The 22,623-nt window shown below is 51.4% G+C and carries 21 protein-coding genes and 1 riboswitch; of the genes, 3 read left to right on the forward strand and 18 right to left on the reverse strand.

Features of this window, described 5'->3' with window-relative positions; translation table 11 throughout:
- Positions 1 to 119: 119 nt before the first annotated feature.
- Genes KQI_RS0120525 through KQI_RS0120535 form a run of 3 tightly spaced genes read left to right on the forward strand, consistent with a single transcriptional unit; the run spans position 120 to position 3,075 of the window.
- Entirely contained in the window at positions 120 to 1,085 is a 966-nt protein-coding gene (locus KQI_RS0120525) for an ABC transporter substrate-binding protein (protein ID WP_010348756.1), read from the forward strand.
- 11 nt (positions 1,086 to 1,096) lie between these two features.
- Positions 1,097 to 2,101 carry a FecCD family ABC transporter permease gene (locus KQI_RS0120530; RefSeq protein ID WP_010348757.1) on the forward strand — a complete coding sequence of 335 codons (1,005 nt, stop codon included), beginning with the start codon at positions 1,097 to 1,099 and terminating at the stop codon, positions 2,099 to 2,101.
- Positions 2,098 to 3,075: a FecCD family ABC transporter permease gene (locus tag KQI_RS0120535; RefSeq protein WP_010348758.1), complete on the forward strand. Its 978-nt coding sequence runs from the start codon at positions 2,098 to 2,100 to the stop codon at positions 3,073 to 3,075. The genes KQI_RS0120530 and KQI_RS0120535 overlap by 4 nt, the downstream gene beginning before the upstream one ends.
- Positions 3,076 to 3,175: 100 nt before the next feature.
- On the opposite strand, the gene KQI_RS0120540 is transcribed toward KQI_RS0120535, so the two are convergent.
- The 18 genes from KQI_RS0120540 to KQI_RS0120625 form a co-directional block, all read right to left on the reverse strand.
- Positions 3,176 to 3,601 (reverse strand): OsmC family protein, encoded by a 426-nt coding sequence (locus KQI_RS0120540; protein ID WP_010348759.1) that lies wholly within the window; start codon positions 3,599 to 3,601, stop codon positions 3,176 to 3,178.
- 54 nt (positions 3,602 to 3,655) lie between these two features.
- Positions 3,656 to 4,405, reverse strand: coding sequence for an amino acid ABC transporter ATP-binding protein (locus KQI_RS0120545; protein ID WP_277813531.1), 750 nt, complete (start codon positions 4,403 to 4,405; stop codon positions 3,656 to 3,658).
- Between the two features lie 14 nt (positions 4,406 to 4,419).
- Positions 4,420 to 5,067 carry an amino acid ABC transporter permease gene (locus KQI_RS0120550; protein ID WP_010348761.1) on the reverse strand — a complete coding sequence of 216 codons (648 nt, stop codon included), beginning with the start codon at positions 5,065 to 5,067 and terminating at the stop codon, positions 4,420 to 4,422.
- A gap of 83 nt (positions 5,068 to 5,150) precedes the next feature.
- The gene (locus tag KQI_RS0120555) at positions 5,151 to 6,008 is read right to left on the reverse strand and encodes a substrate-binding periplasmic protein (RefSeq protein ID WP_010348762.1); all 858 of its coding nucleotides are present in this window, start codon (positions 6,006 to 6,008) and stop codon (positions 5,151 to 5,153) included.
- A 104-nt stretch (positions 6,009 to 6,112) separates the two neighbouring features.
- Positions 6,113 to 6,790 (reverse strand): TetR/AcrR family transcriptional regulator, encoded by a 678-nt coding sequence (locus KQI_RS0120560; RefSeq protein ID WP_010348763.1) that lies wholly within the window; start codon positions 6,788 to 6,790, stop codon positions 6,113 to 6,115.
- 149 nt (positions 6,791 to 6,939) lie between these two features.
- Entirely contained in the window at positions 6,940 to 8,205 is a 1,266-nt protein-coding gene (gene purD, locus KQI_RS0120565; RefSeq protein WP_010348764.1) for a phosphoribosylamine--glycine ligase, read from the reverse strand.
- Between the two features lie 96 nt (positions 8,206 to 8,301).
- Positions 8,302 to 9,849 carry a bifunctional phosphoribosylaminoimidazolecarboxamide formyltransferase/IMP cyclohydrolase gene (purH, locus tag KQI_RS0120570; RefSeq protein ID WP_010348765.1) on the reverse strand — a complete coding sequence of 516 codons (1,548 nt, stop codon included), beginning with the start codon at positions 9,847 to 9,849 and terminating at the stop codon, positions 8,302 to 8,304.
- 106 nt (positions 9,850 to 9,955) lie between these two features.
- On the reverse strand, positions 9,956 to 10,570 hold the full coding sequence (gene purN, locus KQI_RS0120575) for a phosphoribosylglycinamide formyltransferase (protein ID WP_010348766.1): 615 nt from the start codon (positions 10,568 to 10,570) through the stop codon (positions 9,956 to 9,958).
- Positions 10,570 to 11,610, reverse strand: a complete 1,041-nt coding sequence (gene purM / locus KQI_RS0120580) for a phosphoribosylformylglycinamidine cyclo-ligase (protein WP_010348767.1) — start codon at positions 11,608 to 11,610, stop codon at positions 10,570 to 10,572. The genes purN and purM overlap by 1 nt, the downstream gene beginning before the upstream one ends.
- Positions 11,611 to 12,252: 642 nt before the next feature.
- Positions 12,253 to 13,734 (reverse strand): amidophosphoribosyltransferase, encoded by a 1,482-nt coding sequence (gene purF, locus KQI_RS0120585; RefSeq protein WP_010348770.1) that lies wholly within the window; start codon positions 13,732 to 13,734, stop codon positions 12,253 to 12,255.
- The gene (purL, locus tag KQI_RS0120590; RefSeq protein WP_010348771.1) at positions 13,719 to 15,962 is read right to left on the reverse strand and encodes a phosphoribosylformylglycinamidine synthase subunit PurL; all 2,244 of its coding nucleotides are present in this window, start codon (positions 15,960 to 15,962) and stop codon (positions 13,719 to 13,721) included. Before purL ends, purF begins: the two co-directional genes overlap by 16 nt.
- Positions 15,940 to 16,629, reverse strand: coding sequence for a phosphoribosylformylglycinamidine synthase subunit PurQ (gene purQ / locus KQI_RS0120595; protein ID WP_010348772.1), 690 nt, complete (start codon positions 16,627 to 16,629; stop codon positions 15,940 to 15,942). The genes purL and purQ overlap by 23 nt, the downstream gene beginning before the upstream one ends.
- Positions 16,630 to 16,633: 4 nt before the next feature.
- Positions 16,634 to 16,879, reverse strand: coding sequence for a phosphoribosylformylglycinamidine synthase subunit PurS (gene purS, locus KQI_RS0120600; RefSeq protein WP_007428837.1), 246 nt, complete (start codon positions 16,877 to 16,879; stop codon positions 16,634 to 16,636).
- A gap of 61 nt (positions 16,880 to 16,940) precedes the next feature.
- Positions 16,941 to 17,822: a phosphoribosylaminoimidazolesuccinocarboxamide synthase gene (locus KQI_RS0120605; RefSeq protein ID WP_010348773.1), complete on the reverse strand. Its 882-nt coding sequence runs from the start codon at positions 17,820 to 17,822 to the stop codon at positions 16,941 to 16,943.
- Positions 17,823 to 18,571: 749 nt separating this feature from the next.
- Positions 18,572 to 19,870, reverse strand: coding sequence for an adenylosuccinate lyase (gene purB / locus KQI_RS0120610; protein WP_010348774.1), 1,299 nt, complete (start codon positions 19,868 to 19,870; stop codon positions 18,572 to 18,574).
- Between the two features lie 2 nt (positions 19,871 to 19,872).
- Positions 19,873 to 21,048, reverse strand: a complete 1,176-nt coding sequence (gene purK, locus KQI_RS0120615) for a 5-(carboxyamino)imidazole ribonucleotide synthase (RefSeq protein ID WP_010348775.1) — start codon at positions 21,046 to 21,048, stop codon at positions 19,873 to 19,875.
- A complete protein-coding gene (gene purE, locus KQI_RS0120620) occupies positions 21,045 to 21,530 on the reverse strand; it encodes a 5-(carboxyamino)imidazole ribonucleotide mutase (protein WP_010348776.1) in 486 nt (161 codons plus the stop codon). The genes purK and purE overlap by 4 nt, the downstream gene beginning before the upstream one ends.
- A gap of 146 nt (positions 21,531 to 21,676) precedes the next feature.
- Positions 21,677 to 21,778: riboswitch (purine riboswitch) on the reverse strand.
- Between the two features lie 346 nt (positions 21,779 to 22,124).
- Positions 22,125 to 22,559, reverse strand: coding sequence for a universal stress protein (locus KQI_RS0120625; protein ID WP_029390265.1), 435 nt, complete (start codon positions 22,557 to 22,559; stop codon positions 22,125 to 22,127).
- Between the last annotated feature and the right edge of the window lie 64 nt (positions 22,560 to 22,623).

A 22,623-nucleotide genomic window follows, 5' to 3' on the forward strand; every position in this document is an offset into this window, starting at 1 on the left:
GTTTAAATGAACACATTGTTTACGTCCCTCCTCCCGATTGCTAGAATGATCAACAGTTGGTTAATTGATAATGATTATCATTAACTATGAAAAGCACACTTTGGAACGGGGGACAACATATGGCAACACCCAAACAACCACTACGCGCAGGCATGCTGCTTGCAGCAATCGTTGCGCTGCTGACGGTCATTATCGCCGGATGTGGCAGCCAGACAAAAGATAACAATGCAGCAGCACCTCAAGCAACAGGCGATACCCGAATCATAAAACATGAGATGGGAGAAACCAAAATTACAGGTAAACCAAAAAGAATCGTAACGCTGGAATTCTCTTTTGTTGATGCCGCAACCCAGTTGGGTGTAACACCTGTCGGGATAGCTCAGGAAAATGACGATGATATTGATGGATTGCTCGGCAAGAAAATCGACTTCACGCCTGTAGGCACGCGCAAGCAGCCGAATTTGGAAACGATCAGCTCCTTGAAGCCCGATTTAATCATTGCCGATCTGAACCGTCATAAAAGCATATACAAAGAACTAAGTGAGATTGCTCCTACCATTGTTCTGAAGAGCCGCAACTCCTCCTATGAACAAAATCTGGCATCCTTCGGTGTCATTGCCGATGCGCTGGGCGAGAAGGAAAAGGGCGAACAGATTTTAGCCGCACATAAAGCTAAAATGGAAAAGCTGAAGCAAGGAATTAAAGCTGGGGAGTCACGCAGCATACTGCTAGGGGTATTCCGCTCTGATTCACTATCCGCTCACGGGGCTTCATCCTTTGATGGACAGCTGCTGGAGCAAGCGGGCATCCACAATGCTCTTCAAAACACAAGCGAGCCCACTGTCAAGCTGACGCTGGAGCAAATTGCACAAGCTGATCCGGACGTGATCTTCTTGGTGGAGGCTGATGAGAAGCTGATTGCAGAATGGAAACAAAATCCACTGTGGCAAAATATTACGGCTGTCAAAAAAGGGGAAGTTTATGAAGTGAACCGGGCATTATGGACCCGGTACCGCGGACTCGGCTCAGCCGAGAAAATACTGGAGCAAGCCATTTCGCTTCTGTATCCCGCGCAAAGCAAATGAGACGCCTCCCGTTGATTGGACAGGCCTCACGCGACCGGCTGAATAAGCCGGTCTTCTTTGCACTTCTATTGGCGATGCTGGCTGGACTATTGCTGAGCGTGGCGATTGGCCCGGTCAGGATGGACATCCCCACCATGCTGACTGCGCTGTTCACCGAGCATCCGTCCAAGGATCAGCTCATTATCCTGACGGTCCGCCTGCCGCGTGCCGTCATTGGCCTGATCGTCGGGGCCGGCCTGGCCGTGGCCGGAGCGCTGATGCAGGCCATCACACGCAACCCGCTGGCTTCGCCGCAGGTGTTCGGGGTCAGCTCGGGCGCTTCGCTGGCTGTCGTGCTGTCCGTCGTGCTGCTGCCGAATATCGGATCGTCCGGCAGCATTTATTTTGCTTTTGCCGGGGCGATCGCGGGCGGCTCCTTCGTATATGCACTGGCCGGAACGGCAGGCATGACGCCGGTCAAGCTGGCTCTGGCCGGGATGGCCGTGCATCTGCTGCTGGCCTCCGTCACCCAGGGACTGCTCGTGTTCAACGAGCAAATATCCGACGTGCTGTATTGGCTCGCCGGAGCCATAGACGGGTCCACCTGGGCGGATACGCGCCTGATACTACCATGGTTCGCCGTGGGGATGATCCTTGCGCTGGGACTGGCTCCCTCGCTGTCCGTGCTCAGCCTCGGAACAGAGGTCGCGCAGGGATTGGGACAGAATGTACGGCTTGTCCGTCTGCTGGCCTCGGCCTCGGTTATTATGCTGGCAGGCTCCGCTGTAGCGGTGGCCGGTTCCATCGGCTTTGTAGGCCTGATGGTGCCAAATATCATCAAAATGTTCACGGGGGACAATTACAAACGGGTCATCCCCTTGTCTGCGATCTGCGGAGCCCTGCTGCTGACATATGCAGACGTGCTCGGACGATTTATCGCATTTCCGTATGAATCGCCCGTTGGCATTGTAACAGCGCTGATCGGCGCGCCCTTCTTTTTATATCTGGCACACAAGAACGGGAGGGCTGCACGATGAAAAAGCTGTGGATTTTACTCGCGCTAATGCTGGGTGTTTCTTTTATGGCCATTGGCGTGGGCAGCACCTACATTACGCCCTCCGAGCTACTCTCGGCTTTGACTGACCGGGATGCCTCATCGTGGTTCATCGTTCACCACTATCGACTACCTCGCGGTCTGCTGGCCATGATGGCCGGAGCAGGACTGGCGGTAGCCGGAGTGTTGCTGCAAGGCATGATCCGCAACCCGCTGGCTTCGCCGGACGTGGTGGGCGTATCGAAGGGAGCCGGCTTCGCAGCGGTTCTCGTCATCGTGCTGCTGCCCTCATCCCCGGTGGCGCTCCTGCCTGTAGCCGCCTTCGTCGGAGCCGGGCTGGCCGCGCTGCTGCTCGTACAGCTGTCGATGAAGGGCGGCATGCGCCCCAATATGCTGGCCTTGACCGGGCTGGCGGTAGGCGCTATTTTTCAGGCTGCGACCGATTACATTCTGGTCAAATATCCACTCGAAGCCAGCGATACGCTGACCTGGCTGGCTGGAAGCCTCTGGGGCAAAGGCTGGGACGAAGTCTACGGACTACTGCCGTGGTTGCTCGTCCTGCTGCCTCTAGCCTATATGCTGCAGCGCAAGCTGGATATTATGAGCCTGGATGAAGAAAGCTCGGCTGGGCTGGGGCTTAGCGTAAAACGCGTGCGTACAGGGCTGCTAGCCGTGTCTGTGGCCCTGGCTGCCTCCTGTGTTGCTGCCATCGGCTCCATCGGCTTTATTGGCCTGCTGGCACCGCATCTGGCACGACGCTTGTTTGGCAACCGCCACCGTTACCTGCTGCCCGGCGCGGCAATGATCGGCGCCCTGATTCTCGTCCTCGCAGACGCGCTGGGACGAGGCTTGAAGCCGCCGCTCGAAATTCCCGCCGGCATCGTAACAGCTATCATTGGCGCACCCTATTTTCTGTATCTGTTGCTGCGGGAACGCAAGTCCAAAGGAAACGGTTAGGAAGAAAGCTAAAAGCAAAAAGAGAGTCAGCCTGTATATGACACAGGCTGACTCTCTTTACTGATTCTCTTTGCTGGCTCTCCTTATTGGCCTCACGCATTTATGCTGGTTTCGGTACTTCTACTCCATTCAAAATAAGGTGCATACGAATGTCCGCTTTTAAGGAGTCGGATACTGCACAATATTTTTCCTTGCCCATCTGAATCGCCTTCCACACGCGGTAATCCGGAATATCTCCATCCACATGGAATGTCAGATCAATCGCTGTAAAGCCTGTCGGCATTTGTTCCTTGCGCGTACCTTCTGCGTCAATATCAATTCGGGTAATGTCCGTCAAGAAACGGTCCAGAATCATCGTGATATCAATGCCAATACACCCCGCCAGACCTGCCAGCAGCAGTTCCATTGGTGTCATACCTTTACCATCACCGCCATAAGCAGCCGTTGCATCCATCCCAACCGAATAACCGGAGGGTCCCTCCGAAGTAAACGCCCGTTTGCCATGCCAAGTTGTAGATACTTTCATAATTAAAAGCCTTCCTTCTCATTTAATAATCTATAATCAACCATTATTCTTGTCTCAAAACTCACTAATCTGGCGCAAAAATTTTTGTATCCTCTCGTGTCGGGGAGCCTCAAAAAATGCCTGTGGTGCAGCCTCTTCCAAAATAACACCGTCTGCCATAAATACAATCTTGTCTGCCACTTCACGGGCAAATTTCATCTCATGGGTGACGACAACCATCGTCATTCCCTCTTGAGCCAGTTCCCGCATGACGCTCAGCACTTCCCCGACCAGTTCGGGATCAAGCGCCGAGGTCGGCTCGTCGAATAGCATGATCGCCGGGTCCATCGCCAGCGCACGTGCAATGGCTACCCGTTGCTGCTGCCCACCAGACAAACGTGCAGGATGCACATCCTGCTTATCTGATAAACCCACACGCTCCAGCAATCGTTGTCCGATGGACATGGCCTGGTCGCGCGGCATTTTTTTCACCGTTACCAATCCTTCAATGACATTGCCGATGGCGGTTTTGTGCGGGTACAAATTGAATTGCTGAAACACCATGCCCGTCTGTCTGCGAATGTCACGAATAGCTGCTTGGCGTGTACGAAGTGGAGCGGTGGCATCGACCTCGATCCCGTTCACTTCAAACTTGCCGGAAGTCAACTCCTCCAGACCGTTCAAGCAACGCAGCAAGGTACTTTTGCCCGAGCCGCTCGGACCAAGCAATACGACGATTTCACGAGCGGCTACCTGAAAATCAATGCTTTTCAGAACCTCTACCTGTCCGAATCGTTTCCCCAATCCGTTTGTTGTTATCATCATTCATCATCTCCACCTTAATAAGCTCGAGCCAGACGCTTTTCCACCCGCTCCAGTATAGCGGAGAATCCAATGCTCATAATCCAGTACATCAGGCCAATTTCGAGCAGAAATGGCATGTAGCGCAAATACTGTGCCTGTAAAAGCTGTGCCTGACGCATCAATTCACTGACCCCGATGACCGAGACCAGCGACGTTTCCTTCAGCATGCCAACAAACGTATTCCCCATCGGGGGAATCGCAATACGTACCGCTTGTGGAAGAATGATACGCCACATCGTTTGACCGGGCGACATGCCCGTTGCATAGGCTGCTTCGGTCTGTCCCTGTGGTACAGCCAAAATGGCTCCACGGAACGTCTCCGACAAGTACGCACCCGTGTTAATACTGAGTGCAAGACAAGCAGCCGTCAGCGATCCAAACGATATTCCGTAATCATCCAACCCGTAATAAATAACCGCAATCTGTACCAAAACGGGCGTCCCCCGGATGATAGATACATAGCTGCGTGCCAGCCATCGGACGGGTCGATTCCCCTTCAGCCGGGCGACAGCCACAAGCAAACCAATGATTAAGCCAAAAAACATAGAAACAATCGTAATATACAGCGTATAATAAGCGCCCTTCAACAAAAAAGGGACATTTTCCCACATTAATTCAAGCATCGGTTATATTCCCTTCTTTCAGACGAGTGGCTCCGTGTCAGCATAAAGCCAGAACCGGAGCCAGACGCCTTAACAGGCTTGCGTTATTCTTTTGGCTCCTCGCCGAACCATTTTTTGAAGATGGTTTTATAGGTGCCGTCTTCCTTCATTTCTTTCAGAGCCTTGTTCAAGGCATCTTTAAGCTCAGGCTCATTCTTGTTAATGGCTACACCCGCTTGGTCGGATTTAATTGGCTCACCTACAGCTTTAATCTGGAAGCCATTTTTGTCGACGATAGGCTTGAGTGCATACAGATTGTTAATGGTTGCGTCAATCCGGCCAGAGTTCAGATCCTTTAAGGAAGTAATGACATCATCATACGTTTTGATCTCAAAATCGCCTACCTTTGGCAGCACTTCGTTGCGCAGATAAGACTCATCATTCGTCCCCAGGCCGACACCAATCGTTTTGCCTTTGAAATCCTCCAGCTTGGTAATATCATTAGTTTTGCTGTTAACGATAATGTTTACATGGTTTGTGATATAAGGCTCTGTGAAGTCAATTGCCTTTTTACGATCCTCTGTAATCGTAACCTGGCTGATCACCGCATCGAATTTATTTTTTTGCAAGCTTGGAATCAGTCCGGAAAATTCTTGTGCCGTGAACTCCGGCTTCACGCCAATCCCCTTCGCCAATTCTTTGGCAATATCTACATCAAACCCGTCCAGTTCTTTTTTATCATTCAAAAAATTGTATGGTGGATAGGTCCCCATCATACCGACCTTGATCACACCGGCCTTCTTGATCGCTTCAAGCTGGTTCCCCGCTGCCGCATTACTGCTGCCCGCTCCATTACTGGTGCCGGAAGCATCCTGTCTCGTTCCGCAAGCGCTCAGCACAAGGCTGAACAATGCCAAAGCCATGAGTGTCGTTACCAAGAACCCTCTTTTACGTGTTTTCATAAATCGTTCTCTCCTGTCCTGTCTGGATGTAAATGATTGAGTGCATATGTGTAATTTGGCTATATTATTTGTCGCCTACTGCCAATTCATGCAACATTGACCGTCTAACCTTGACCTAACAGTCCATAAAATTCAAAACTGGCCGCCTCGGCCGCCAATCTGTTAGCTGTTGCCTGCATCAAATGATCATGCGTGCCCTCGGAGCCGAACAGCCAACGTGTAATGACGCCCTCGATCATACTCATGAGCAATGCCGCCCGTAGTTCAACATCCAGTTCGGCAGGCAGCATGTTCAGCTCGATGGCTCTCTCTATATTGCGCCGGAATGCCAGTTCCATTGCAACCCTTGTCTCCCGGATACTCTGACGCACCGGTTCATCGACGCCGCTGCCATTCAGCAGCAAACCCATCAGATGGCGGTTCTCCAATGCAAAATCAAATAAACGGACAAACAACGCTTCGGAGGCCTTAACCATATCAGCCAGCGTTCCCGCATCACGGCGATAACCCTGTCCTATCGCTGACAGCAGCTGTTCACGGCCTGTAGCAATAATCTCCAGCGCCAATGCCTCTTTGCTTTTAAAATGCCAATAAAACGTGCCCTGGGCTACTCCAGCCTCCACCACGATATCTGAAATCTTCGTTTGATGGTACCCGTGCTCGGCGAATCGCTTCAACGCAATGTGGAGAAGCTGTGTTCTACGGTCTGTTTCTTCTCCAGCACGGTCAGCAGATTGCTCATTCGCGACGGTTTTGGACTGCTTCGCCTTCCGTGGCAGCATAGGTTCCCTCCTCCCGATTGATCAGTCAGTCAGTTTTTTTATTTTTAATCCTATAGGATAAGTATACTTTTGTCAAACCCATTCCATACTCGGTGTACAACAAAAAAAAGAGAACTTCCGAAGAAGCCTCTTTGTCTTGTAATGCTCTGCTACAGCAATGCTTTTGCTGCAATATCCGTACGATTATGTTTGCCTTCAAAGGTAATACGTGCTGCCTGTTCATAAGCTTTGTCACGCGCCTCGGCAATATCACGTCCCAAGCCAACTACGCCTAGTACGCGCCCGCCGTTCGTGACCCATTCGCCCTGCTCATTGATACCTGTTCCCGCATGGAACACAATCGCTTCGTCTGCATGGTCCAACCCGTGGATCGGTATACCCTTGGCGTAGGCTGCGGGATAGCCGCCGGAGGCTAGTACCACACACACTGCCGCTTCGTCCTTCCACTTGATCTCCACCTGATCCAGCGTGCCGTTCACGGCCGCGAGGAAAATTTCGAGCAGATCGGATTGTAGACGCGGCAGTACAACCTGTGTTTCCGGATCACCAAAACGCGCGTTAAACTCAATCGTTTTGGGCTTGCCGTCCGGCGAAATCATCAGTCCGGCGAATAAAACCCCCCTGAACGGGCGTCCTTCAGCAACCATGGCCTTGGCCGTCGGCTTAATAATCGTCTCGATGGCTTCCTCAATAATGGAATTGGCGATGTGCGGCAATGGAGAATAGGTGCCCATACCTCCGGTATTCGGGCCTTTATCCCCATCAAAAGCCGGCTTGTGGTCTTGTGCTGCTGCCATTGGCCGAACCGTTTCACCGTCCACAAAGGAAAGAATCGACATTTCCTGTCCGGCGAGGAATTCCTCGATCACGACCTGTGCACCCGCTTCTCCAAACACCTTTGCCACCATAATATCGGACAGAGCCTTCTCTGCCTCTTCCATCGAGTAGGCGACCGTTACCCCTTTGCCCGCTGCCAGTCCGTCTGCCTTGATGACCACCGGAATCGGCTGTTCCTTCAAGTAGGCATGTGCTTCCTCATAGGTATAAAACTTGCAATAGGTGGCTGTCGGAATATGGTATTTGTGCAGCAAATCCTTCATGAAGATTTTGCTGCCTTCGATTTCCGCTGCATTTTTACGCGGTCCGAATACCGGAATACCTTTCACTTCAAAAGCATCCACAATGCCGTCAGCCAGTGGATCATCAGGGCCAACCACGACCAGCCCGACTTTTTTGGCTTCCGCCAGCTCTGTCAGTGCGTCAAATTCACTCACCGGAATCGGTACGCACTCCGCTAGCTGTCCAATGCCGGCATTGCCCGGCGCGCAATAGATTTTTCCGGCCTTGGGGCTTTTCTTCAGCGCCCACACAATCGCATGCTCGCGGCCGCCCCCTCCGATAACCAAAATATCCATTCAGGTGATTCCTCCGCTTCCATTTAGATCGTTCAGGTCAGGATTTTGCAAAATCCTCAGGTGTGAAAATGCTGCTTCATCCTCAACCGCTGCACATTAGTGCTTGAAATGGCGCACGCCCGTAAAGACCATGGCGATGCCGTACTCATTAGCCACCTTGATGGATTCTTCGTCCTTGATAGAGCCGCCCGGCTGAATGACTGCTGTAATACCTGCTTTAGCTGCCATCTCCAGCGTATCGCCCATCGGGAAAAATGCGTCGGATGCCAGCACCGCGCCCTTTGCTTTTTCTCCAGCCTGCTCAATGGCAATCTTGGCCGCTCCGACACGGTTCATTTGCCCCGCGCCCACGCCAATGGTCATATTGTCTGCCGCTAATACGATAGCGTTGGATTTCACATGCTTAACCACTTTCCAGCTAAACAAAAGCTGTTTCAGCTCTTCCTCGGATGGCGCTCGCTCCGTTACAACCGTAAGTGCGTCCGGGTCAACAGCGTGAATGTCATTTTGCTGTACGACCATGCCGCCTTCAATCGAAGTCACAACAAAACGGCTCTCCGCCTGTTCAGACGGGAAAAGCTCACCCATATCCAGCAAACGTATATTTTTCTTTTTCGTCAAAATCTCCAGTGCTTCCTTCGTAAAGCCCGGCGCCAGTACAATTTCGAGGAAGATTTCGTTCAGCTTCTTCGCTGTATCGCCGTCAATAATCCGGTTAGCCGCTACGATACCGCCAAAAATGGAGGTTGAGTCAGCCGCATACGCCTTGCTGTACGCTTCATAGATACTGCCGCCGATTCCCACGCCGCAAGGATTCATATGCTTAACTGCCACCACGGCTGGTTCGCTGAATTCCTTGACGATTTGCAGCGCCGCGTTCGCATCGTTGATGTTATTGTAGGACAGCTCCTTACCGTGAAGCTGTTTCGCTGTTGTTAGTGTACCTTTCGCTGCCAACGGCTGACGGTAAAATGCCGCTTGCTGATGCGGATTTTCACCATAACGCAAATCCTGAATTTTTTCATAGGTTACCGTGTAGCGTTCAGGCAATGGCTCGCCTGTCACATTCGACAAATAATCGGAAATCAAAGCGTCGTATGCAGCTGTATGACGGAAAACCTTGGCTGCCAAACGCTTGCGGGTATTCAGCTCCGTATCACCATCCTTACGGATTTCCTCCAGTACAGTGCTATAATCATCGGCATCGACTACTACACTTACAAAAGCATGATTTTTCGCCGCAGAACGCAGCATGGTTGGACCGCCGATGTCGATATTTTCGATTGCGTCCTCGTAAGTTACACCGGGTTTGGCGATCGTTTCCGCAAAAGGATACAGATTCACAACGACCAGATCAATATAATCCAGGCCCAGTTCCTTCATCTGACGCTGATGCTCTTCATTATCCCGAACAGCCAGCAAGCCGCTGTGTACCGCAGGATGGAGCGTTTTAACACGTCCGTCCATAATTTCAGGAAATCCCGTTACCTCTGAAATGCCAATAACAGGAATACCCTCCTTCGACAGCAAGCTGCTCGTTCCCCCTGTCGAAACGATCTCCACACCTAATTTGGACAACTCGCGGCAAAACTCCACGATCCCCCGTTTATCCGATACGCTAACGAGTGCTCTTTTAATAGCCACCTTGTCTCCTCCTTTAGCTCTTTATCAATTTATTTCCCGAGAAATATCGGAAAATGCCTGCACAGCATTCTTAATATGACAATGATATGACAAATTACAATCATGATTAGGGAAGTGAAACCACCTTGCGGCCATCCAAATGGATTTTGCCTTGAGCCAGTCTGCCAACCACTTCCGGATAGAGCTGGCGTTCTACGGCTTGAATAGCTGCCGATAGCGAATCCGCTGTATCATGCTCCTGTACTTCTACCACACGCTGGGCAATAATGGCCCCGGTATCCATACCTCCGTCCACAAAGTGAACAGTGACTCCACTGACTTTGACCCCATAGGCCAACGCCTGTCCGACAGCATCTTTTCCCGGGAATGCAGGCAGCAGTGACGGATGAATATTAATGATTTTTCCGGCGTAAGCATCGACCATAACACTGGATAGCAAACGCATATAGCCTGCTAACACGATGAGATCAATCGATTTCTGCTCCAGCAAAGCAACCAGTTCACGCTCATAATCTTCTCTGGCAGTATACTCCTTGGGGAGAAACGTGTAACAAGCAATGCCCGCTTTCTCTGCTCTGGCTACAGCGGGAGCCGCAGGCTTGTCGCAGATTAACAGTTCTATGGATGCGCCGCCCAGTTTTCTTTGCGCAGCAGCATCTACCAGGGACTGGAAATTCGTTCCCTCACCTGACGCAAAAACAGCAACCCGGTAGCTGTTCATTACACCTCGGCTCCTGTAAAGGTCACGATAGAGCTGCCTTCCGTTACCTTCCCGATCACATAAGCATCCTCGCCTTGCTCTTTCAGTACATTCAATGCAGCCTGTGCATCCTCTTGCCCTACAACGATGACCAATCCGATCCCCATATTAAAGGTCGTAAACATATCTTTGTTGGAGATTGCGCCTTTTTCCTGCATGAGCTGGAAGATTGGCAATATCGGCCAAGCGCCGTATTGTATATCCACATTAACGTGATCTGGCAACACTCTAGGGATATTTTCGATAAAACCGCCACCTGTGATATGCGCCATGCCTTTTACTTTTACCTTGCCCAGCAATGCCAAAACGGATTTCACATAGATTTTTGTTGGCTCCAGCAGTACATCGCCCAGCTTGCCATTCAAGCCTTCGATTTCATCATGTAAATCATAGCCCTGCTGTTCCAATAAAAGCTTGCGAACCAGTGAGAATCCATTGCTGTGTACTCCGCTGGAGGCCAAGCCGATTACGGTGTCTCCGGGAGCAATTGAGCTGCCGTTAATGATTTTGCTCTTGTCCACAATGCCGACAGTGAATCCGGCAATATCGTATTCACCATCGCTGTACATGCCTGGCATTTCTGCGGTTTCACCGCCGACCAGCGCACAACCTGATTGGTGGCAGCCCTCGGCAATTCCAGCAACAATGGCTTCGATTTTCTCAGGTACAACCTTGTCACAGGCGAGGTAGTCAAGAAAAAAGAGCGGCTCTGCGCCCCCAACGACAATGTCGTTCACACACATCGCAACCGCATCAATGCCAATGGTGTCGTGGCGATCCATCGCGAAAGCAAGCTTCAGCTTCGTGCCGACTCCATCCGTACCGGAAACGAGTACAGGCTCCTCGTATTTATCCTTATTCAGGCCGAACAACGCACCGAATCCGCCCAAATCGGTCAGCACTTCGGGACGGAAGGTACGCTTGACGTGCTTTTTCATCCGTTCTACTGCTTCATTACCGGCAGCGATATCTACTCCTGCATTTTTGTATGCTTCGGACATTCATGAACACTCCTTCAAATGATTGACCCTCCTAAGTCCTCCCTAACAGGGAGGATTCCATGGGGCTGCTCCCCCTGGACCCCTCAAGAGTCGGTCAGATGCGTAGGGTTGGGTGCTGCTTGGTGTATGGTTCGTGCTGTGAGTCGCGTGTTTTCCTTTGTCATTTGCGGGTCCTTCCCGCAAGTGACAAGGACACGCTTTGGTGCGTGGCCGCCTATGCAGTGTGGCGGCGAGGGCACGTCCCGGGCTGTTTGCTTCGCAAAGGCGGGGACGTGCTGGGCAAAGAAGTGAGCGGCGCCAACGGGCGGCTTTACGGCCGCCCGCTAAAAACTCATGGCATGAAATAGTTATGCCATGAGTTTTTAGCTGCCTATACTCTTCTCTTCCCGTTGGGAACAGAAGAGGTACAGGCACTGCTGCAAAATGCTGCACACCTGAAGAACGCAGCGGGTGGAAGGATTCTGGAGAAGCGAAAGTGTTCGCCTTTGCCGCTGGATTCTAACCCTGTAAGAGTTATTCCAATCCAGGAATCCAGCGGCAACAGCGATCGGAAGAACCTTCCACACGCGGAGTGGCCCCCTCAGAACCGCCTTCAGCCATGCTAGTACCATGCACCGCCTGTATCTCTTTTGTTCCCTTTTCTCAACAACTACATCCGAACTTTTCTTCGCCTTTGAAATCCACCTGGGTCGGATAATCGTTATCGAAGCAAGCCAGGCACAAGCCGCCCTTATAATCCTGTTCGTTATGTCCGCCTACAGCGGCAATCAAGCCCTCGGCGCTCATAAAGTAGAGCGAATCTGCGTTAATCTCTTGACGAATTTCCTCGACGGTTTTGGAAGAAGCGATCAGTTCCCGACGATCCGGCGTGTCAATGCCATAGAAGCACGGGTTCTTGAAAGGCGGTGAGGTAATACGTACATGTACCTCCAGTGCGCCCGCATCCCGCAGCATATTCACGATTCGACGGGACGTGGTCCCCCGAACGATAGAATCGTCGATCATAATGACGCGTTTACCTTCAACGACGCGGCGTACAGCGCTCAGCTTCATTTTCACACCCTGCTCACGCAGCTCCTGACTTGGCTGGATAAACGTACGTCCGGTGTATTTATTTTTAATCATGCCCAGCTCATAGGGAATACCTGTCTGCTCTGCATAACCAATTGCAGCCGAAATACTGGAATCCGGTACCCCGGTCACCAAATCCGCATCGACAAAAGCTTCCAAAGCCAGCTGGCTGCCCATCCGTTTGCGTGCGGCATGAAGATTAGCCCCGTTCAAATCACTGTCAGGACGAGCAAAATAAATATACTCCATCGCACACAGCGCTTTACGCTGCTTGTCTTCCGTGTAGCGGTCCTCGTGTAAACCGTTTTTATCCAGTACCAGCAGTTCACCCGGCTCGATATCGCGCAACAGTTCTGCTCCAATCGTTTCCAGAGCACAGGTCTCGGAAGCAAACAGATAAGCATCTCCCAGCCTGCCCATCGTTAACGGGCGCAAGCCGTTGGGATCAGAAGCAACCAGCAGCTTGTCGTTGGTCATAATGAGGAAGGCAAACCCGCCGACAATACGCTTCAATGCATCCTTGGCAGCCTCCACCAAATCCTTGGACGACCGGGCGATCAAATGCGCGACGACCTCTGTATCGCTGGTCGTTTGAAAAATAGACCCGCCCTGCTCCAGCTCCTGCCGGATTTGCAAGGCGTTTACGATATTACCGTTCGTGGCTACCGCCAAATCGCCATCACGATATTTGAAAACCAAAGGCTGTGCATTCGTCAGCTTACTGTCTCCACTTGTCGAATAGCGTACATGCCCGATAGCAATGTCGCCTGTCAGCGAAGCCATCAAATCTTTATTGAACACTTCTTTAACAAGGCCCATCCCACGGTGATAATGGAACTCATCCCCACTACTTACACAGATGCCTGCGCTCTCCTCCCCGCGATGCTGGAGCGCATGCAATCCGTAATAGGCTAAAGAGGCAGCATCGGAGTGTCGGTATACACCAAACACGCCGCATTCCTCTTTTAGTTTATCAAACAGCCCCTCTTTACCGGAGCCTTCATTATAGTAATCTCCAGTCCACAACGTCCGTGCTGTTATTTCATCAGACATGGAATGACATCCTCCCAGATTTGCTTCAAGCTGGCGACTGCCTCGTTCAAAGCGGGTTGTCCGTTCACCTCAACTGTCAATTGTGTTCCTTCAACTGTACCTAATACGGTAACTGGTACTCCCAGGCCACGAAGATGTGCTTCCAGCGCAGACGCCTTATCCGGCGATGCGGACAACAAAATGCGAGATTGACTTTCGCTGAACAAAGCATGGTCAGGACGCAAAGACGTTTCCACGTTAATCTGCGCTCCCAATCCGCCGCTAATGCCGGATTCCGCGAGAGCTACAGCCAATCCACCCTCTGCGAGATCATGCGCGGATTGTACCAATCCAACCTGGATTGCTCCCAGTACTGCGGTCAGCAGCTTTTTCTCCACGTTCAAGTCCAGCTCAGGGGGCCGTCCCTCGGATACATCGTGTACGACAGCCTGGAACTCACTGCCTCCCAGCTCGGCCTTCGTTTCTCCCACCAGGAAGACGACATCGCCCTCTGCTTTAAAGCCCTGGGTTGTAATGTGATCCGTATCATGTACCAGACCCACCATACCGACAACAGGCGTCGGGTAGATGGAGCCTTTGGCATTTTCGTTGTACAAGCTGACATTGCCCCCGATGACAGGGGTGTCCAGTACACGGCAAGCTTCTGCCATCCCGTCCACGGCTTTTTCCATTTGCCAGAAAATATCCGGCTTTTCAGGGTTGCCAAAGTTCAGGTTGTCCGTAATCGCCAAAGGTTCGCCGCCGGAGCATACAATGTTACGTGCTGCTTCGCTGACTGCAATCCGTCCGCCTACCTCTGGGTCCAGGTATACATAACGTCCGTTACAATCCGTGGTCATCGCAAGTCCCTTGCGGGTGCCGCGTACGGTTACTACAGCTGCATCCGAGCCCGGACGAACGGCCGTACTGGTGCGAACCATGTAATCATACTGCTCATATACCCATTTCTTGCTGGCGACACTTGGGGATGAAAGCACCTTTTTCAGCGCACCGTTCAAATCGGTCACTTCCGGGTAACGCAGTGTGTCAACGGCAGCATTTTGCTCATAATAAGCAGGAACCTCAGAAGGCTTGTCGTAAATCGGACATTCGTCTACCAGCGCCGTCACTGGCATATCACCCACCACTTCACCGTGATGGAACAAACGCAAACGACCGTCATCCGTCACCTTGCCGACCTTGGCGCAAATGACGCCCCAACGCTCGAAAATTTCAAGCGCCTGTGCTTCGTCCTTTGGCTCAACCACGAACAGCATACGCTCCTGTGATTCGGACAGCATCATTTCATAAGGTGTCATGCCCTCTTCACGCTGCGGTACCTGATCCAGATACAGCTCAAGACCGTTGCCCGCCTTACTTGCCATTTCGGCACTGGAGCAGGTAAGTCCCGCTGCGCCCATATCCTGAATACCCAGCACAATGCCGCTATCGATCAGCTCCAGGCATGATTCCATGACCAGCTTCTCCATAAATGGATCGCCTACTTGAACCGCAGTCCGATTCGCTTCGGATTCCTCCGTCAGCTCAACCGATGCGAAGGTCGCTCCGTGAATCCCGTCACGTCCTGTCGGAGGTCCCACATAAAACACCGGGTTGCCGACCCCTTTGGCCACACCGCGCTGGATTTTATCATGATCAATCAGTCCGACACACATCGCATTGACGAGCGGATTGCCTTCATAGCTTTCATCAAATACAACTTCGCCACCTACGGTCGGAATACCAATACAGTTTCCATAGCCCGCAATACCGGATACCACATGCTCGAACAAATATTTCACACGGTCGCTCTCCAGCTTGCCAAAACGCAGAGAGTTCAACACTGCTACAGGTCTTGCGCCCATGGAGAAAATATCACGGATGATACCGCCTACCCCAGTCGCTGCCCCTTGAAAAGGCTCTACAGCCGACGGGTGGTTGTGGCTTTCGATTTTAAATACAACGGCCTGATTGTCACCGATATCTACAATCCCTGCTCCCTCGCCGGGTCCCATCAGCACTCGTGGACCGCTCGTCGGGAAACGACGTAGCAAAGGCTTGGAGTTCTTGTAGGCACAATGCTCTGACCACATGACACTGAATACGCCAATCTCCGTATAATTCGGCTGACGTCCCATAAATTCGCAGATCAACGCATATTCGCTGTCCGATACACCCATCTGCTGATACAGTTTATGTTCGGCAACCTGCTCTGCCGTCGGTTCCTTAGCGGACACTTGCTGCACCATGACGATCCCTCCAAGCATTCAAAATAGATGTAAACATACGTTTGCCGTCATCCGTTCCAAGCAATGCGTCCACCGCACGTTCCGGGTGGGGCATCATGCCCAGTACGTTGCCTTGCTCATTACAAATCCCCGCAATATCGGTCACGGAACCGTTGGGATTATCTTTATACGTAAATACGATCTGGTTATTCGCCTGCAAGCGAGCCAGCGTCTCATCATCACAGTAATAGTTGCCTTCACCGTGTGCAATCGGAATAACGATCTCTTCACCAGCAGCATAATTTTTTGTAAAAGGCGTATCGTTATTCGCAACCTTCAATACCGTATCATGACAACGGAACTTCATCGACAGGTTACGGCGCAAAGCACCCGGCAGCAGCCCGGCTTCAGTCAAAATTTGAAACCCGTTGCAGATACCCAAAATATATTTACCCTCGGCAGCCGCTTTGGCTACTTCCTTCATTACCGGAGCAAACCGGGAAATCGCGCCGCAACGCAGGTAATCTCCGTAGGAGAAGCCCCCCGGAACAAGAATACAATCGTAAGGCGACAGATCCGTCGCAGTATGCCATACATAATCGACAGGTTCACCGACCGTGTCCTCTATCGCCTTATAGCAGTCAATATCACAGTTGGAGCCCGGAAAAACCAGAACTGCAAATTTCATGGAATTAGCCCTCCAGTTCGTAGCGGTAGTCTTCAATGACCGTATTGGCTAACAGCTTTTCGCACATTTCGATGACGCGCTTCTCTGCACTCTCGCGGTCTGTTGTATCCAGATTCAGTTCCATATACTTACCAATTCTGACGCTGTCCACTTCTCCGAAGCCCATCGAATGCAGTGCGCCTTGCACCGCAACTCCCTGCGGGTCCAAAACGCTTTGCTTAATTGTGACATAGACCGTTGCTTTCATCATGTTCCTTCAGTTCCTCCTCCGAATGGATGAATCCTATTGGTTTTAAATAAATGATTACTATTTACTGTGCCGTCAGACGCCGCCAAATATCCGTATATCTTGCAGTTGTTTCTTCTACGACCTCAGCAGGCAACGGATCGGGTTTGCTATTCTTGTCCCAACCGGATGATGCCAAATAGCTTCGTACCGGCTCCTTGTCCATGCTGTCAATCTCTACATCCAGCTCATACTTTTCCTGTGCCCAGAAACGCGATGAATCCGGGGTGAAAACTTCGTCAATCAAAATAACTTTTCCGTTAACAAGCCCAAACTCAAACTTGCAGTCAGCTAAAATGATTCCCCGCTTCTCACAGAAAGCGCGCGCAAATTCGTACAATGCCAAGCTTTTTTCTTCAAGCTCAACTGTCAGTTCAGCCCCGACCAGCTCTTTCATCTGATGAAGGGAAATGTCCTCGTCGTGTCCAAGGTCGTTTTTTGCAGCCGGTGTAAATAAAGGCTTGGGAAAGCGTTCATTCTTGCGCAGTCCCTCCGGCAATGGAATACCGTTTACCTCACCAGTCTGCTCATACTGACGCCAGCCGCCTCCGGTAATATATCCGCGCACTACACACTCGATATCAATGCGTTCAGCCTTCAGCGTGACCATGATTCGGTCCTTCAGCAACTCTTTATTCTGTTCGTCGGTGACATGACCAAGCTTGTTCACATCGGTATGCACGACATGGTTTTCCAGCAGGTCTTTCGTCTGCTCAAACCAGAAAGCACTAAGCTTATTCAGTACATTTCCCTTTTCCGGCACGGGTGGCTCCAATACATAATCAAAAGCCGAAATCCGATCCGTCACAACAATCAGAAAATGCTCTCCGAGATCATACAATTCACGCACCTTGCCTTTGTACAGAAGCGGCGCATGGATCAGACCTTCGGCAGTAGACAATGACATTTCATTACACCTCTTTCGAAGAAGTTGCCCCTCCTAAATCCTCCCCTCGGGGAGGACCCCCAGGGCTGCTGCCCTCGGGACTCCCGCAAGGGTTGGCTGGTGAGCAGGGTGAGGGCGTCTATTTTGTAGCTGCGGTGGGGTGAGCGCGTTTCGCTGGATGAAGGCTTGTTGGCACAAGTCTCATCCAGCAACGCTTTTACGTTGGTGCAGAGCAATGTTTTCACGTGCTCGGCGCCGTGTTAGCGTTGAAAGCGGGAAGCGGCAAGTTATATGCCGCTTACAGGTGCTGCGGCTCCGTGCATGCCGCAGCTCATTCCGGCCCGGGGCCGTAGCCGGCTTGGCAGCATGGCAAGTCGCCTAGCCCTCTGCCCGTGGCCGTAGCTCGGCTCGGCATGCGACCGAGCGTGAAGGCTTCGCCTGTTGTGCGCATATGCCTACGGCTGCGCACCTTTGTGGTGGCTCAAGGCTTCGCACCTTGAGCCTTGCGCGTTCCTGAAAGGACTGCGGGCTGTTTGCTGCGCAAATTCGGCAGTCCTTCCAGGAACGTTCCCCTAGTTCTGCTCCCACATGGAGGGTGGTGCTGGGTGCAGCGGAGCGGACGGAATCGTTCTGGAGAAGCGTTAGCGCTTGCCTTTGCCTCTGGATTCCAACCTTTACGGGTCTTTTCCAATCACAGGAATCCAGGGGCAACAGCAATCGGAAGAATGATCCGTTCGCGCAGCGGCCTCACCAAGCGCCAACCTTCCCTCCTACTCCCCTAATCCCAGCTTTTTAAAGATCGTATCTACGTTCTTCAGATGCCAGGCCGGGTTGAACGCGTCCTCGATTTCGTCCGGGCTGAGGACAGCAGTAATTTCCGGGGTCGCCTCCACGATTTCGCGGAACTGGCGCTGCTCTTCCCACGCCTGCATCGCACGCGGCTGCACGGTATCATACGCTTTTTCACGACTAAAGCCCTTGTCGATCAGCTTCGTCATAATACGGCCGGAGAACGGTACGCCATACGTACGCGCCATATTGCGCTTCATATTTTCAGGGAAGACCGTCAGATTCTTCACGATATTGCCAAAACGGTTCAGCATATAGTTCAACAGCATCGTCGCATCCGGCAGAATAATACGTTCCACAGAAGAATGCGAGATATCGCGTTCATGCCACAGCGTTACGTTCTCGTAAGCAGATACCATATGCCCGCGAATCACACGTGCCAGACCGGAGATATTTTCACTGCCAATCGGATTGCGTTTGTGCGGCATCGCGGAAGAGCCCTTTTGTCCCTTGGCAAAGGCTTCCTCCACCTCACGAAATTCACTCTTTTGCAGTGCGCGGACTTCTGTAGCAAATTTGTCCAAGGATGTAGCGATCAACGCCAATGTCGCCATATATTCAGCATGACGGTCACGCTGGAGCGTCTGTGTAGAGATTGGAGCTGGCTTGGTGCCCAGCTTGTTGCACACAAATGCTTCTACAGACGGATCAATGTTGGCGTAGGTGCCAACTGCACCGGACATTTTACCGTATTGCACTTGATCAGCCGCATGGCGGAAACGCTCCAGATTACGCTTCATTTCCTCGTACCACAAGCCCATCTTCAATCCGAATGTGGTCGGCTCGGCATGTACACCATGCGTACGGCCCATCATCGGTGTATGCTTGTAAGCCAATGCTTTTTCCTTCAAAATTTCAATAAAATTCAAGATATCTCGCTCCAGAATTTCATTCGCCTGCTTCAGCAGGTAACCCAGTGCGGTATCTACCACATCCGTGGAGGTCAGGCCATAATGTACCCATTTGCGCTCGTCGCCAAGACTTTCAGACACTGTGCGGGTAAAAGCAATGACATCATGTCTGGTCTCCTGCTCAATTTCATAAATCCGGTCAATATCAAAGCTTGCATTCTTACGCAGAGCTACAGTATCCTCTTTCGGAATAACCCCTAATTCTGCCCAAGCTTCACAGGCACACAGCTCTACTTCCAGCCATGCCTTGAATTTATTTTCTTCCGTCCAAATCGCTCTCATTTCCGGTCTGCTATAGCGTTCGATCATGACTATTTATTCCCCCAAATATTGGTTTGTTCAATCCATTCCAGCGCTTGCTCCGTATCCTGGCACAACAGATTAATATGTCCCATCTTTCGGCCTGGCTTGGCTTCACTTTTTCCATACAAATGCAGCTTGGGCACAACATTCAATCTTTCAGCTTCAGCATCTGGCTGCACAAATCGCTGAATCACGTCCTCCAAATGCTCACCCAGTACATTGACCATGACCACCGGAGTCAGCAGCTTCGTGCTGCCTAGCGGCAAGCCGCAAATCGCGCGTATGTGCTGCTCAAATTGCGAGGTTGCGCATCCTTCGATCGTGTAATGACCGGAATTATGCGGTCTCGGGGCCAGCTCATTGACGTACAATTGCCCATTTTCGGCAACAAACATTTCTACAGCGAGCAGTCCAACCGCACCCAACGACTCGGCTACAGCCAGCGCCAGCCTGCGTGCTTCCTCCTGCACCGATTCCGGCACGCGCGCAGGTACAATCGATGTGTGCAAAATATTGTTCACATGAATGTTTTCCGCAGGTGGAAAGGCTTTGGCTTCCCCATTCGTGCTGCGTGCGACGATGACCGATATTTCGCAGCGAAAACGAATAAACTGCTCCAGCACCAGTTCCGCACCGCTACCCGCCAGTCGTTCGTAGGCAGCTACGGCTTCCGCCGGTTGGCGAATGACCGACTGTCCCTTGCCATCATAACCGCCGACCGTCGTTTTGAGCACGCACGGCACACCCAATTCAGCTACTGCTTGAACCATATCCGTAGCGCTGCTGATTTCACGATACGGAGCTACCGGAACGCCAGCCGCTTCAATAGAACGTTTTTCACGCAGACGATGCTGTGTTGTGTACAAAAGACTACTGCCCTGCGGTACACTGGATTCCTGTTCCAAAAGCGCAGCTACACCTGCATCCACATTTTCAAACTCATATGTGATCACATCGCATCGCCCAGCCAGCTCTCTAGCCGCATGCTCGTCATCATAGGCGGCACGGATCTGCTCTGACACCTGTCCGCATGGACTATCCGGTGCCGGGTCCAGCGTCACAAAGCGGTATCCCAGGTTTGTTCCCGCCAGCACAAGCATTCTGCCCAGTTGGCCGCCTCCCAGAATTCCAATCCTTGTACCCGGAGGACGGACGCGTCCTGCAGGTTCACATGCCTCATTCATAGCGAATCACTGCCTTCCAGCACCTCATCACGGATACGGTCGCGTCTTGCTACGACCCGCTGGCTTATCTTTTCGTCAAAAGCGCCTAATATCTGTGCTGCCAGCAATCCTGCATTTGTAGCACCTGCCTTGCCGATGGCCACAGTGGCAACGGGAATACCACCCGGCATCTGCACAATCGAGAGCAGAGAGTCCAGACCATTCAGTGCCTTCGTCTGGACAGGTACACCGATGACTGGCAAGGACGTCTTCGCAGCCACCATTCCCGGCAGATGAGCAGCCCCACCCGCCCCGGCAATAATGACCTTTAATCCGCGCCCGGCGGCTTCCTCTGCAAAGCGGAACATCAAATCCGGTGTACGATGGGCTGAGACTACCTTTTTCTCATATCCGATTTCGAGCTCGTCCAGCACAACACATGCATGTTGCATGGTGTCCCAATCTGATGTGCTGCCCATAATAACAGCGACCTGCACTGACATGTCCTTCACTCCCTGTTTATCAATAAGCGCCAAAAATCCGGCACTCGAAAATAACGTTATTTTCAAGACACCGGACTACGAAAAAACAAACGACAGAGCCTCCTAAGGCATGCCAAAAGCAAGCCCGTTCCACCGCACCAACGCGGCTTCAGCCGTATGTCTCCCGTAGTCCGGAAATTTAAGGTTTCCAGGTAGAAACTTCCGGGCCATATCCCCGGCATTATACGAGTCAGCATTGTGCCTACTTCATCCCAAACGATATACTTTCCTAGCATATTCGTGATTTGTTTCGGCTCCAACATGTGTACCTTATTAAATTGCGCCTAAAGTTCATTTTTTATCGACAATACATTTCATAGTTTAACAATTCCCTACACCCTATGTCAACTTGAAAACGAACATTATTAAAATCATCCAATTGAATGTTCGTGTTTTGCAAAATCAACACGCTTATACGCCTAAGAGTCTGACAACAGCAGCACATTTAGCCGACTCTCTGCCTTGAACCCATATCAGCGAACACACACTATGCAGAAAAAAAGTCGGATTACTTCCTGAACAGAAAGTAATCCGACTTTTACTCTTTTTATTCTGTTACTTAACAACCAGCACAGGAATACGCGCATGCTGCACCACATTGTGACTCACGCTGCCCAATACAAATTCACGAATACCACCCAAGCCACGGCTGCCGATCACAATTACATCAAAGCCATTTTCATTGGCATAATCCAAAATAACTTCGGCTGGGGAACCTTGAATCAGCTCCACCTTGGCATCTACGCCTTGCTCAGCAAGCCGCTTTTTAGCTTCATCCGTAGTCTGCTCCGCCAAATCGTAATATTCTTTATTCACTGAAGCAGGGATTGGAGCCAAACCTTCACCCATAAAAATTCGCGGGAAATCAAATGCCGTTACAACCTCAAGCTTCGAGGACGGTGATGCCTTGGTTAATTCTGCTGCCTTCAGCAAGGCCTTGTTGGCTGCATCCGAACCGTCATAAGCAAGCAATATTTTTGAAAATAGCATCATATACACCTCTTCCTGTTCAGTTTGTTAAATCCCACCCTGAAATATGTATCCCTTTGCACGC

Source organism: Paenibacillus peoriae KCTC 3763, from assembly GCF_000236805.1.
Taxonomy (GTDB): Bacteria; Bacillota; Bacilli; order Paenibacillales; family Paenibacillaceae; genus Paenibacillus; species Paenibacillus peoriae.

Bases quoted from the DNA above. Each gene is read 5' to 3' on its own strand.
- KQI_RS0120525 (WP_010348756.1), top strand. From the start codon at position 120: ATGGCAACACCCAAACAACCACTACGCGCAGGCATGCTGCTTGCAGCA.
- KQI_RS0120535 (WP_010348758.1), top strand. From the start codon at position 2,098: ATGAAAAAGCTGTGGATTTTACTCGCGCTAATGCTGGGTGTTTCTTTT.
- KQI_RS0120540 (WP_010348759.1), bottom strand. From the start codon at position 3,601: ATGAAAGTATCTACAACTTGGCATGGCAAACGGGCGTTTACTTCGGAG.
- KQI_RS0120545 (WP_277813531.1), bottom strand. From the start codon at position 4,405: ATGATGATAACAACAAACGGATTGGGGAAACGATTCGGACAGGTAGAG.
- KQI_RS0120550 (WP_010348761.1), bottom strand. From the start codon at position 5,067: ATGCTTGAATTAATGTGGGAAAATGTCCCTTTTTTGTTGAAGGGCGCT.
- KQI_RS0120555 (WP_010348762.1), bottom strand. From the start codon at position 6,008: ATGAAAACACGTAAAAGAGGGTTCTTGGTAACGACACTCATGGCTTTG.
- KQI_RS0120560 (WP_010348763.1), bottom strand. From the start codon at position 6,790: ATGCTGCCACGGAAGGCGAAGCAGTCCAAAACCGTCGCGAATGAGCAA.
- purD (WP_010348764.1), bottom strand. From the start codon at position 8,205: ATGGATATTTTGGTTATCGGAGGGGGCGGCCGCGAGCATGCGATTGTG.
- purN (WP_010348766.1), bottom strand. From the start codon at position 10,570: ATGAACAGCTACCGGGTTGCTGTTTTTGCGTCAGGTGAGGGAACGAAT.
- purM (WP_010348767.1), bottom strand. From the start codon at position 11,610: ATGTCCGAAGCATACAAAAATGCAGGAGTAGATATCGCTGCCGGTAAT.
- purF (WP_010348770.1), bottom strand. From the start codon at position 13,734: ATGTCTGATGAAATAACAGCACGGACGTTGTGGACTGGAGATTACTAT.
- purL (WP_010348771.1), bottom strand. From the start codon at position 15,962: ATGGTGCAGCAAGTGTCCGCTAAGGAACCGACGGCAGAGCAGGTTGCC.
- purQ (WP_010348772.1), bottom strand. From the start codon at position 16,629: ATGAAATTTGCAGTTCTGGTTTTTCCGGGCTCCAACTGTGATATTGAC.
- purS (WP_007428837.1), bottom strand. From the start codon at position 16,879: ATGATGAAAGCAACGGTCTATGTCACAATTAAGCAAAGCGTTTTGGAC.
- KQI_RS0120605 (WP_010348773.1), bottom strand. From the start codon at position 17,822: ATGTCATTGTCTACTGCCGAAGGTCTGATCCATGCGCCGCTTCTGTAC.
- purB (WP_010348774.1), bottom strand. From the start codon at position 19,870: ATGATCGAACGCTATAGCAGACCGGAAATGAGAGCGATTTGGACGGAA.
- purK (WP_010348775.1), bottom strand. From the start codon at position 21,048: ATGAATGAGGCATGTGAACCTGCAGGACGCGTCCGTCCTCCGGGTACA.
- purE (WP_010348776.1), bottom strand. From the start codon at position 21,530: ATGTCAGTGCAGGTCGCTGTTATTATGGGCAGCACATCAGATTGGGAC.
- KQI_RS0120625 (WP_029390265.1), bottom strand. From the start codon at position 22,559: ATGCTATTTTCAAAAATATTGCTTGCTTATGACGGTTCGGATGCAGCC.